Consider the following 11,977-nt stretch of genomic DNA (forward strand, 5'->3'; position numbering starts at 1 on the left):
GTTTACATTTTATTGTGACCCTTCTGGATAGGGGTTAGCTAGACTTGAAGTCGTGTTGTTTGAAGAGGTGGTATCCCCAAAGATTTCTACTCCTAATACCGCAGCATTGGCAACGATAGGGTTTGGGAATAGCGTATAAGCCCCAGCTACTACGACACCTGCTAGAAGTACATTTCCTGATATACCGGCTGATAATAAATGTTTTTTTATATATTGACTACTTTTTAAATAATTTTTCCATTTTTCATTTTTCACAATATATCCTCCTATTTTAACAATATTTATTCAACAACCATTTTTTTATTCAACTCCTCCTCTATATCTAGTTTTCCTGAAATAAGTGAAAACAAGCTATTTTATTAGTAAAATCGCAAACATTAGAATGTTGTGACTTTTTCCAAAATTACATTATATGAATAATTATAAATTATAAAAATTATTAAATCAAAAAAATGAGCTTGGAAAGTGTACTATTTTTTAATCCTTATGTTGCCCCTATTTAAAAAGGTGCTCATTTGCAGAAAAAATGATAAAATAAAAGCATATTAAACAATCCTAAGGAGGATTACTATGCCATTTGTACATGTTGAATTAGTTGAAGGACGTAGTGCTGAAGCCAAAAAAGCTTTAGCAAAAGAGATCACAGAGTCTGTGATGAAACATACTGGAGCACCTCGTGAAGCTATTTATGTCATCTATGATGAGATGGCAAAAGATAATTTTTATCCCCACGGTGAACCTAAACAATAAAGAAAAAAGCTTAGAGAGTTTTCTCTGAGCTTTTTTCTTTTTCTAGATTTTATTTCTTATGCATCATAATATCTAATATGACAGGATCAGAATTCTGCATTCCGCTAGAAACATAAAGTCCTAAATCATGGATACAGTCATCTACCTCTCCTGAAACAATCCCATTTGTTGCTGGAATAACCACGCCTGCCTGAGCCAGCTGTACTGCACGATACATTGAGGATACAGAGCTCACTACTTTTAGTGCACAAGAAAAACCTGCACCATCACAAATCATTCCTACTGCGTCACCAATCATGTTCTTAATTGCCATCCCAGCTTTTTCTTCATCCTCTGATTCGAGATAAATTAAACCGGCTGCTGCTCCCATTGCTGCCGAATCTGTAGCACAATAAGCAGAAAGTAAAGGTAAAAATGCATGAATATAAAGAGCTGTAAGATGTGAAAGAGTTAATGCCCTAATAAGTTTTTCTTCACTCACACTCCTATTTTGTGCAAAGACACAAACAGGAACTGTGGCTGTAATTCCTTGATTTCCTGAGCCAGAATTTGTCATTGCTGCATGCTGGCAGCCTCCCATACGTGCATCTGAAGCTGCAGCTGTACAAATAACAATTTGCTCTTCAAGACTGAGTTCTGAAAGGCTTCTGTGGTTAAGTAATGCTTTTCCAATCCCCATCCCATAATCATTGCTTAAACCTTCTGAAGCCAAATTCATGTTTAATTCTTGTGCTTTTATTAAAGGTAAAATATCTTCCAGATTTTGACTAGTTGCAAAATCCCAGATTTCCGCAAAACTGCACTTTTTTAAAAATTCAACACTACTTGATTCTTCATTAGATTGAAGTTTTTCTTTTTTGAAAATCACTTCTTTATTTTTTTGTATCCAGTAAATGGAAGTGTGCCCCCCTGCAATTTTAACTGTAACTGTTTCACACCCTGAAGCTATGCTAACTTCAACGTACAATTTATCTGCTACAGAAGCAACCTCAGCTTTTACTTGGTTTGACCGAGCAAGGCTAATAATTTCTGGAACTATATCTGGCGAGAGTTCAGAAATTACCTTCAAGCCAGCTTCAGCATTTCCTGCTAGGGCACCTGCAGCTGCAGCTACTTCTACTCCAGCTTCTTTCGTTCCAGGAACAATTACAGCCAAGGCATTTTTCATTACATTAGCGGACACCCGTATATTTATTCGATCGATATGGGGATCTTCTAAATATGTGCGGCATACTGCAGCAGCATAGGCCACAGCCACAGGCTCTGTACAACCTGTAGCGGGCTTAACACCTTCTTCTAAAACTTGTAAAAAACTACTTCTAATTTCTTCTGTCAGCATATTGCTCTCTTTTCTTTTTGACTTTTTCATTTTAAATTATAGTTCATCTCCCTAACTATTGCAACCGCTTTCTTGGTTTTGTTACCTAGCGGGGTATACTCTTCTTGCATTGCGAAAAGACTTAGGTTAAAATAAAGCCATGAAGATTTTAATTACAGCAGGTGGTACCACTGAGTCCATTGATACCGTCCGCGGTATCACTAATTTCGCAACAGGTAGTTTAGGAAAATTAACTGCTGAAGAATTTTTGACACACGGACATCAGGTTATTTTGTTAGCTGGACGTTTTGCACAGCTACCCTCAAAACAAGAAAATTTAACTGTTATCCCAATTGGCGATACACAAGATTTACTAAATAATGTAGAAAGATTTCTTCCAGCAGTCGATGTTGTTGTCCACAGTATGGCAGTTTCTGATTATCGTCCTGTTTATATGACTGGGGTAGATGACTTGCCACAGCCACTTACAAAAGAACAGCTCATTCATTTCCGCCCTGAAGTACAGAAAAAAATATCCTCAAATTCTGATTACCAAATGATGCTCTTGGAAAAAACACCGAAAGTTATTTCATTTATTAAAAAATGGAAACCTGAAGTTCTTCTTTTTGGCTTTAAACTCCTTTCTGGCGTCAGTGAGGAGCACTTGCTGGAGGTTGCCCAAAGCAAACTCAAAGAAACTTCTGCTGATTTTATTATTGCAAATGATCTAGCTAATATCCAAGGAGAAAACCATCTAGCCTTCTTAGTTAGTGGTTCTGCGGATATTACTCAGCTTCAAACTAAACCACAAATTGCTCAAGTAATTGTAAAAAAATCCGAGGAGGCTTATCATGGCTAATATAACTCTTGCTGTTACTGGCAGCATTGCAGCCTACAAAGCTGCAGATATCGTCTCGATGCTCAACAAAAAGAACCATAATGTTACTGTTTTGATGACAAAAGCAGCTACACAATTCATTACACCTTTAACTTTGCAAGTTTTATCTAAAAATAAAGTACACCTTGATATTATGGATGAAGAACATCCCGATGTTGTTAATCATATCGATATCGCAAAACACACTGATATTTTTGTTGTTGCTCCTGCCACAGCGGATACCATAAGTCGCCTTTCTCATGGTGCCGCTTCTGATATTGTAACTTCTGTAGCCCTTGCGCTACATCCAAGCAAAACCAAATATATTGCTCCTGCTATGAATACTAATATGTATGCCAATCCTTTAACGATGAAAAATATTGATATTTTAAAATCAATAGGATACAATGTTATACAACCCAAACAATCTCTCTTAGCTTGTGGAGACTTTGGTGAAGGCGCACTCGCAAATATTGATACCATTGTTGATACGCTGGATCAAGCTACTAAAATTGAGGAAATTTAAAAACATGAAAAAATCAAAAGCATCCGATATTGCCATCCTTGCAATCTTTATTGCTATCATGGTTGTCGTGCAAGTTTTGAGCCAAATCGTCTATAGCGTGTGGCCATTGCCTATTGTGCCTACACTCTTGCATATTCCTGTAATCATCGGTTCCATTGTCTTAGGTGCACGGAAAGGTGCTTTCTTAGGGCTTGTAATGGGAATTATCAGCGTTATTAATTCCACAATCCTTACTACACCTTTGAGTTATGTGTTTAGCCCACTTCAACCCATTCCTGGTACAAATCATGGTTCCCTCTGGGCTTTAGTGGTTGCTATTGTCCCTCGAATCCTCATTGGTGTATTTCCTTATTTTATCTATAAAGCCATGAAAACACGTACAGGTGCAGGTATTGCTGCTTTTGTAGGTACAGCTACAAATACAGTACTTGTCTTAAGTTTCATTACTTTATTTTTTGGTCAGTACACAGGGATGACTTTCGCAGGGCTTATTCAGCTGATTATTACAAGTAATTCCATTGCTGAAGTTGTTATTGCCGTCATTTTAACAGCAGCGATTGTTCCTTCTTTAGAAAAATCAAGATAAATTACAAAGCAGGCTTCACATGGTCTGTTTTTTTATTTTTTGGAAAATAGAAATGAAAAATGATATAATACATCTGAAACCGAATTCATTTTTGATTAGGATTTAAAATAAACAATAACTAATTGAAGCCTTGAAAACAAAGGCTTTGGAGGATAACAATGTCATACAATGAAATTTACGAACAATGGTTAAATGCTGACTTAACGCCTGACTTGCATAAAGAATTGCTTGCAATGGACGAAAAAACAAAGGAAGATGCATTCTATACATATCTTGAGTTCGGTACAGCTGGTCAACGTGGGCTTTTAGGTGCTGGAACAAACCGTATGAATATTTACACAGTTCGCTTAACAACTGAAGGACTTGCACGTCTGATGGACAGCAAAGGTGATGCGAAAAAACGAGGTGTAGCTATTGCTTATGATAGTCGTCACTTTTCTAAAGAATTCGCTATGGAAACGGCAACGATCCTAGCAGACCATGGGATTCCAAGCTATGTCTATGAAAGTCTTCGTCCCACTCCAGCCTTGAGCTTTACAATTCGTGAATTGAATACTCTCACAGGTGTTATGATTACAGCCAGCCACAATCCTGCTCCTTATAACGGCTACAAGGTTTACGGCGAAGACGGTGGTCAAATGCCACCTGAAGATGCTGCAGCCTTGACCGAATATATTCGACAAATTGACGACATTTTCTCTATCACTTTAGGTGATACAGAAAAATATATTGCGGATGGTATGATCAAAATTATCGGTGAAGATATTGATGCAAAATATCTTAAAAATATCGAAACTGTTACAATCAATCATGATTTAATTAACGAATACGGTCGTGATCTTAACATCGTTTACACACCTCTCCACGGGACTGGTGAAATGTTGGGACGTCGAGCTCTTGCCACAGCTGGTTTTGAAAAAATTGCTGTTGTAGAAGAGCAAGCTATCCCCGATCCCGACTTTTCAACTGTAAAATCACCTAACCCAGAAAGTCAAGCAGCTTTTGCTATGTCTGAAGAACTTGGCCGTAAAGTTGGAGCTGACATGTTGGTTGCTACTGACCCGGATGCCGACCGTATCGGTGTCGAAGTCCGCTTACCAGATGGAAGCTACCAGCCTTTGACAGGTAACCAAATCGGCGCCGTCTTAGCTAAATATATCCTCGAAGCACACAAAACAGCTGGCACATTACCGGCTAATGCGGCTATGGCTAAATCTATCGTCTCTACTGAGTTAGTCAGTCATATTGCTGAAAGCTATAACGTGGAAATGTTTAATGTACTCACAGGGTTCAAATTCATTGGCGAAAAAATTCATGCTTGGGAAACTACAGGTGAACACACTTACATGTTTGGTTTTGAAGAAAGCTTTGGCTATCTCATCAAGCCTTTTGTCCGTGATAAAGATGCTATCCAAGCAATGCTCCTTATCTGTGAAGTTGCCGCTTACTACCGTTCTTTAGGTAAAACACTCTATGATGGTATTCAAGATCTCTATGCTGAATATGGTTTCTTTGTTGAAAAGACACTTTCAGTTACGCTTGAAGGTAGTACTGGGAAAGAACAAATCGCTGAAATCATGGGTAAATTCCGTGACAATGCACCAGAAAAATTTGACGGTCTTGAAATTCTTTTGACTGAAGACTTCAAAGAACTTACTGCAACATCACACAGTGGCAAAGTTGAAAAATTAACAACTCCTCCTTCTGATGTTTTAAAATATCATTTAGAAGATGGTAGCTGGATTGCTGTTCGCCCTTCTGGTACAGAGCCTAAGATAAAATTCTATATGGCTGCTGTAGCAGATACAGAAGCACAAGCACAAAGTAAAATTGATCATTTTGAAAAAGAAATCACAACATTTATCGGATAAATTGTCCTAAAAGCTGTCTGTCACAGACAGCTTTTTTATTTATCACCAACATAATAAAAAACTCAATCTTTTTTAATCTTCAAGCAAGAAAAATAAGCTGCTGCAAACCTTTAAAATAGGTTATTTCAGACTATAGACCTATTGAAAAATAAAGCAATTTCCTGTAAAATGGTAACAGACCGTTTATTTATAGAAAGCGAATTTATTTTGAAAAATTTGAACAAAAAATTGTCCCTCTTGGGTGTAGCAAGTGCTGGTTTGCTCTTGCTCTCTGGCTGTGTCCAAACCCATATTGTTGATGGTGTGCGTGTCCCTACCGAAGCTGCAACACATGGTATGACTTACCAAATTCTTGTTAAACCAATGTCAGCCTTTGTCGATGTGTTTGCGAATAACATGAACCTTGGTTATGGTTGGGGTATCGTCTTAGTCACTCTGATTATCCGTTTCCTTATCCTTCCATTGGGACTCAACCAAGCCTATAAGTCCACTTATATGCAAGAAAAAACAGCTTACTTGGCTCCAGTGTTTGAACCACTTAATGCAAGATTGAAAGCTGCAACGACACCTGAAGAACGTATGGCTGCCCAACAAGCTTTGATGAAAGCACAAAAAGATAATGGTATCAATATGTTATCTTCATTGGGTTGTCTCCCCCTACTTATCCAATGGCCTTTCTTCATTGCCCTCTATAATGCTGCAGCCTATACTCCTGGTATTTCAACAGCAACTTTCTTTGGAATTGACCTCGGACGTTCAAGTATTGTAATCACTCTGATTGCGGGTGTTTTCTACTTCCTGCAAACTTGGATTTCAACCAAGAGTATGACACCTGAACAAAAGAAAACAGGTATGACTATGCTCATTATGAGTCCTGTGATGATTATTGTTTTCAGTTTTATGTCCCCTGCAGGTGTAGCTCTTTATTGGGCTGTTGGTGGTATCGTGATGGTTATTCAACAAATTATCATTACTTACGTTATGAAACCACGCATGCGTAAGAAAATTGACGAAGAATTTAAAAATAATCCTCCAAAAATGGCTGATCTTCCAAAAGATGTCACTCCTAAATCTGCAACACAACAAGGATTAAAAGATTTGGATGCACCACGTAAGAAGAACAATAACGGACGTAATGCTGGTAAGCAAAAGCGTAAATAATACACTCTAAAGAAGCAAGTTTATGTTGCTTCTTTTATTCTAGCCAAAAAAACCTCCAGAACCTTAAGATTCTGGAGGTTTTGAACTCTGTTCTTCACTCTAGCTGATATAGTTTTGTAAGCTGTATTGATCACAAATCATAATCTTATGCTGAACAATATCAATAATTTTTTCTTCCCGGAGTTCACGAAGTATTCTGTTAACACTGGTTCGTGTTGAGATTCCACAAAATCCTGCTATGTCTTCATTGGTTACGGGAAAATCAATTAATATCCCTTCCGCTTTTTGTTTACCAAAGCAATCAATGAAATTATATAAACACGCGCATACAGCGCCTTTTTTACCGTTTACAGTCATTTTTTGCAATGCTTCTAAGATCATGACTAATCTTTTACGATAGAAATTATCCACAATATGAAACAGCTTGATATCTTTATCAATCCATTCCCAAAAAACTTTACGTGGCACCCGATAAAAAGTTGCCTCATCCGACTCTATTCTCACATTAAAGAGAGCTGAAACTCCATCCAGTTGTTCTTCTTCAAGCAATGAAACAAAATCTGGTTCACAAACATAAGTAATATTAAATTCACGACCATTTCGCAAAATACTGCTCAGCTTTACTACACCTTCTTTAAGAACATAAAGATACTCTGATTCAATGCCTTGATACATGATATAGCTGTGTTTCCTACGACTAACTACACTCACATTTTTTTCTTCTAAAAGCTCTACTACGTATTCTATGTCATTCATACCATTTTTTAAGCAACATTTGTCTGGTGTTGTTTTTTCCCATGCACAAGATAATAGATAATCCATACGATGACAACCGCTGGCGCACTGTAAAGATACAGGTTACGGAATCCAACCATACCTTTTCCAAGCATTGGAATGATAGCTCCGAGGATAATTGGACCGCCGCCAACGCCCAAATCTAAAAAGCCAAAGAAAGTTGAAGTTGCAACACCTATACGATCTTTACGTGCTTCACGAATCGCAATAGCTTGACCAAAAGGTGCAACTCCTCCATAACCGAGACCAAATGTCCCTCCAGCAATAAGCAACATGATAAAGCCAGCACCTGGACTCATGAAACCTGCTAAACCAACGAAGAGCATTGAAATTGCAAAGAAGATAAAGACAGGATGGAATACCCAATTGTCTCCTTTAGTATCAAACATGCGTCCTGTTAATGGGCGTGATAAGAAAATCAAGACAGCATATAAAGTAAAGAATAATGAACCAGCAGTCGAAATATGTAAGAAGGATGTAAATGGCCCCATTCCTGTTAAAATAGCGGAGTCAATAAATCCTGCCAAAAAGGCCACAAAAGAAATAGGTAAGGCTGATTTTTCGATGTATTTATCTAAGCCTTTTGGACTGTGAAGTAATGCTTCCTGCACTTCTTCTTCGGAGAGCTCTTTTACATGGACAAAGAATATCAAAACAAAAGTTAAAATAAGTAAGATAAGTGCCAAAGCAAGAAGCCCATTAAAACCTAACGAAGAAGAATAAATGGAAATACTTAAAGCAGGTCCCACAGCTGCAGCCAGCGTAACGGACAAAGCATAATAGCCAATCCCTTCGCCTCGTCTTGAAGCTGGAACAATATGTCCAGCAATCGTTCCTGAAGCTGTTGCTCCAATCCCAAATCCCATACCTTGAATTACACGTATAATAAAGAGCAAAGGTATATTAGTCGTTGCATAATACCCCAAGGTTAAAACTAAAAAGATAATTCCACCTACATAAAGGAGCTTTTTCATCCCAATCCGTGTTACAACGATACCGGTCCATACACGCCCTATAAGCGCCCCGATAACAAAGATACTTGATAATGATAAGCTCACTACTGTAGATTGATGGAGTTCTTCCATCGCATACGTCCCTATAGATGACGTTAAAACGTAAAAAACAATATAAAATAAAAAGCTAATAAGTGTATTAATAATGAAAGTAGCTGTAAAAAGACTTTCTTTTTTCATGATTTTTTCTATTCCTCGACTGATGTGTATCTTATGAAGATACTTTTTTGTTTGTTATTTGATAAGGGAGATGTTTCTTACTTCAAAAGCAAATTTTCCATTATCTGTAATCAAATAACCGTGATGATCAGTCACATATTTTACAGCTTCGGCCATGGAGTCAAATTCTTCGATTAGACTGTGGTAGTTTACTCCGCCCATAAAGTTAGGGGTTGCATCTTCTTCATATGTAGATAAACTTTTAAATTCAAATTTCATTGTTAAATTTTCCTTTTCTTTATTCTCGTCAAAAATTTAGTGGCCACTTTCATTTCGACATTTTATGTACAAGAAATATAATATAAGAAAAAGCGTAACATCGCTACAACAATTTATACTGCAAAATATGAACAACATATGTTAACAACTCTTATTTGTAAAAATAAAAAAATACTTGATAAGGCCAAAACCCTATCAAGTATTTCTCTGTTTTTGCTTATGTCAAGTGAACACCTTTATCCACATAAACCACATCTCCAATGACGCCTGTAGCTAATGGACTAACGAGGAAGGCAGCAGTTTGTCCAACTTCTTCGATCGTTACTCCCTTACCGTCAGCTGTACGGCTGTTTGATTCTTTAATCAAATCTTTGTAGCCGGCCACACCAGATACGGCAAGCGTTTTGATAGCACCCGCTGAAATAGCATTAACATGAACACCAACGTGTGCCATTTCTGCTGCCAAGTAACGTACAGTTGCTTCTAGAGCTGCTTTAGCAATTCCCATTACATTGTAGTTAGGAATTGCACGAACAGAGCCCATATAGCTCAAAGTAACAATACCAGAGCCTTCATTGAATAAAGGTTTTGCAGCTTTTGCTACAGCAAGCAATGAGTAAGCTGAGATATCTTGTGCAAGGGCATAGCCATCACGTGAGATATCAGATACATTACCATCAAGTTCTTCTTTTTTAGAATAAGCAATGGCATGTACTAAACCATCTATTTTACCCACGCGACTTTCAATCGTTGAAAACGCGCGACGAATAGATTCATCCGATACAACATCACACTCAATAAGTAGATCTTCTGGCCCAGCAAGCTTCGCAAGCTGTTTTTCCATACGTTCATTTTGATAAGTGTAAATCAAGGTAGCTCCTTGATCTTTCATAGCTTTAGCGCAACCCCAAGCGATAGACTTGTTGTTAGCCACACCCATAATGACGATTTTTTTTCCTTCTAAAAACATATAAATAAGTCCCCTTAAAATAAAAAAATATATTTCAGAAAATATAAGTTAAAAAATATAAGTAAATAGTTTAGTATATCAAAATACTTACTACATAAAACATTGTAATGTAAAAGCCTGTAATTGTCAAGTTTCCCTCTTCAATCTAAAAGAAAACGCTTTAAAAATCCTAAATTTGATGATACAATAAAATTAAGAATGAAAGAGAGGTTTTATGAATAAGCAAGAATTTATTGAAAAAGTCCGCGGTGGACTGATTGTTTCCTGTCAAGCGTTGCCAGGCGAACCACTTTATACTATTGATGGTGGAATTATGCCTCTTATCGCTTTAGGTGTCCAAAATGCGGGCGCTGTAGGTATTCGAGCAAATTCTGTACGAGACATTGAAGAAATTAAAGAGGTTGTTGATGTGCCCATTATCGGCCTCATCAAGCGTGATTATCCTCCACAAGAACCCTATATTACTGCAACTATGCAGGAAGTTGATGAGTTAGCTAGCCTTAATATCGCCGTAATTGCCTTAGATTGTACACTGCGTGAACGTCATGATGGGTTGAGTATGGCAGATTTTATTCATCAGGTGAAGGAAAAATATCCTCATCAATTGCTCATGGCGGATATTGATACTTTTGCTGCTGGAAAAGCGGCCTATGAAGCTGGTTGTGACTTTGTCGGAACCACACTTTCTGGTTATACTGAGGCAACAAAAGAACGACCTCAACCTGATATTGAGCTTATTCAGTCACTCTTGGACAGCAATATTCCGGTGATTGCTGAAGGTGGTATCCATATTCCCGAGCAGGCTAAAAAAATTCAGGAACTTGGTGTGCTCGCTCAAGTTGTTGGTGGAGCAATTACACGTCCTCATGAGATTACTGCCCGCTTTATCAAAGCTATAAAGCAAGCTGAATAAAAAAATCTCTCAAACCAAGGGTGGCTGAGAGATAGAGCTTATGTTAAAGTAATCTTTACTCAAATAGTATAGCACTAGTGTCTTCAATTTTTCTAGTAATAAACATCTAAGTTTAATATTCTAAAAATTTGCCATGCTTGGCTCTAGTTATACCTCTATCGAATTTCTCCATGGTCTATAGTAGCAATCCAAGGAGCATTTTAATGTTTTTATACATAAAACAATAAAAATAGTGATATAATGAGATAGTACAAATAAAATATGAGGTACTATTAATATGACAAATTCAAAGTATGCTATGACAGCGACAGAAGTTATGGAAGTTATTCCTAACCGTTATCCTATTATGTTTATCGATTATGTTGACGAAATCTCAGAAAATAAGATTCTTGCAACAAAAAACGTTACAATTAACGAAGAAGTTTTTAATGGGCATTTCCCTGGCAACCCAACTTTCCCAGGCGTTTTGATTTTGGAAAGTTTAGCTCAAGCCGGTTCTATCTTGATTCTTAAAAAAGAAGAATTTCAAGGAAAAATGGCCTATATTGGTGGCATCGACAAAGCTAAATTCCGTCAAAAAGTTGTTCCTGGTGATGTAATGAAACTCGAATTTGAAATCACTAAATTCCGCGGCAAAGTAGGTAAGGCTGATGCTGCCGCATATGTTGATGGCAAGAAAGTAACAACTTGTGAGTTTACCTTCATCGTGGATGAAGCCGCTGAACAAGAAAAATAAAAAAAGAGCAGGTGCTCTTTTTT

Annotated in this window: 14 protein-coding genes; 8 read left to right on the top strand and 6 right to left on the bottom strand. The window is 37.4% G+C overall.

Annotated elements, in window-relative coordinates; genetic code table 11:
* Nucleotides 1–9: 9 nt before the first annotated feature.
* A complete protein-coding gene (locus tag J0J33_RS10715; protein WP_240265690.1) occupies nt 10–255 on the bottom strand; it encodes a hypothetical protein in 246 nt (81 codons plus the stop codon).
* 315 nt (nt 256–570) lie between these two features.
* Here J0J33_RS10715 and J0J33_RS00260 point away from each other — a divergent pair, with 315 nt between their 5' ends.
* Entirely contained in the window at nt 571–750 is a 180-nt protein-coding gene (locus J0J33_RS00260; RefSeq protein WP_014025285.1) for a 2-hydroxymuconate tautomerase, read from the top strand.
* 49 nt (nt 751–799) lie between these two features.
* Here the strand turns inward: J0J33_RS00260 and J0J33_RS00265 are convergent, their stop codons facing one another.
* On the bottom strand, nt 800–2,089 hold the full coding sequence (locus J0J33_RS00265; protein WP_206887886.1) for a serine dehydratase subunit alpha family protein: 1,290 nt from the start codon (nt 2,087–2,089) through the stop codon (nt 800–802).
* 139 nt (nt 2,090–2,228) lie between these two features.
* Between J0J33_RS00265 and J0J33_RS00270 the strand changes: the two genes are divergently transcribed.
* From J0J33_RS00270 to yidC, 5 genes are all read left to right on the top strand, one after another.
* Entirely contained in the window at nt 2,229–2,927 is a 699-nt protein-coding gene (locus J0J33_RS00270) for a phosphopantothenate--cysteine ligase (RefSeq protein WP_003134172.1), read from the top strand.
* Entirely contained in the window at nt 2,920–3,471 is a 552-nt protein-coding gene (gene coaC, locus J0J33_RS00275) for a phosphopantothenoylcysteine decarboxylase (RefSeq protein ID WP_019292961.1), read from the top strand. Before J0J33_RS00270 ends, coaC begins: the two co-directional genes overlap by 8 nt.
* Nucleotides 3,472–3,475: 4 nt before the next feature.
* Nucleotides 3,476–4,057 carry an ECF transporter S component gene (locus J0J33_RS00280; RefSeq protein ID WP_003134176.1) on the top strand — a complete coding sequence of 194 codons (582 nt, stop codon included), beginning with the start codon at nt 3,476–3,478 and terminating at the stop codon, nt 4,055–4,057.
* Nucleotides 4,058–4,215: 158 nt separating this feature from the next.
* Nucleotides 4,216–5,928, top strand: coding sequence for a phospho-sugar mutase (locus J0J33_RS00285; RefSeq protein ID WP_206921737.1), 1,713 nt, complete (start codon nt 4,216–4,218; stop codon nt 5,926–5,928).
* Nucleotides 5,929–6,135: 207 nt separating this feature from the next.
* Complete coding sequence (gene yidC, locus J0J33_RS00290; protein WP_003134180.1) at nt 6,136–7,089, top strand: membrane protein insertase YidC; 954 nt, start codon at nt 6,136–6,138, stop codon at nt 7,087–7,089.
* A 99-nt stretch (nt 7,090–7,188) separates the two neighbouring features.
* Here yidC and J0J33_RS00295 read toward each other — a convergent pair whose 3' ends face one another.
* The 4 genes from J0J33_RS00295 to fabI form a co-directional block, all read right to left on the bottom strand.
* Nucleotides 7,189–7,845 (bottom strand): Crp/Fnr family transcriptional regulator, encoded by a 657-nt coding sequence (locus J0J33_RS00295; RefSeq protein ID WP_165717135.1) that lies wholly within the window; start codon nt 7,843–7,845, stop codon nt 7,189–7,191.
* 8 nt (nt 7,846–7,853) lie between these two features.
* The gene (locus tag J0J33_RS00300; RefSeq protein ID WP_019299659.1) at nt 7,854–9,077 is read right to left on the bottom strand and encodes an MFS transporter; all 1,224 of its coding nucleotides are present in this window, start codon (nt 9,075–9,077) and stop codon (nt 7,854–7,856) included.
* Between the two features lie 54 nt (nt 9,078–9,131).
* Nucleotides 9,132–9,335: a hypothetical protein gene (locus J0J33_RS00305; protein WP_003134184.1), complete on the bottom strand. Its 204-nt coding sequence runs from the start codon at nt 9,333–9,335 to the stop codon at nt 9,132–9,134.
* Nucleotides 9,336–9,552: 217 nt separating this feature from the next.
* On the bottom strand, nt 9,553–10,305 hold the full coding sequence (gene fabI / locus J0J33_RS00310) for an enoyl-ACP reductase FabI (protein ID WP_117517679.1): 753 nt from the start codon (nt 10,303–10,305) through the stop codon (nt 9,553–9,555).
* 214 nt (nt 10,306–10,519) lie between these two features.
* Here fabI and J0J33_RS00315 point away from each other — a divergent pair, with 214 nt between their 5' ends.
* Together J0J33_RS00315 and fabZ are read left to right on the top strand one after the other, a co-directional pair.
* Complete coding sequence (locus J0J33_RS00315; protein WP_117517677.1) at nt 10,520–11,218, top strand: N-acetylmannosamine-6-phosphate 2-epimerase; 699 nt, start codon at nt 10,520–10,522, stop codon at nt 11,216–11,218.
* A 277-nt stretch (nt 11,219–11,495) separates the two neighbouring features.
* A complete protein-coding gene (fabZ, locus tag J0J33_RS00320) occupies nt 11,496–11,954 on the top strand; it encodes a 3-hydroxyacyl-ACP dehydratase FabZ (RefSeq protein ID WP_003134189.1) in 459 nt (152 codons plus the stop codon).
* The last annotated feature ends 23 nt before the right edge of the window (nt 11,955–11,977 follow it).

This window comes from Lactococcus sp. LG1267 (assembly GCF_017309545.1).
Lineage (GTDB): Bacteria > Bacillota > Bacilli > Lactobacillales > Streptococcaceae > Lactococcus > Lactococcus petauri.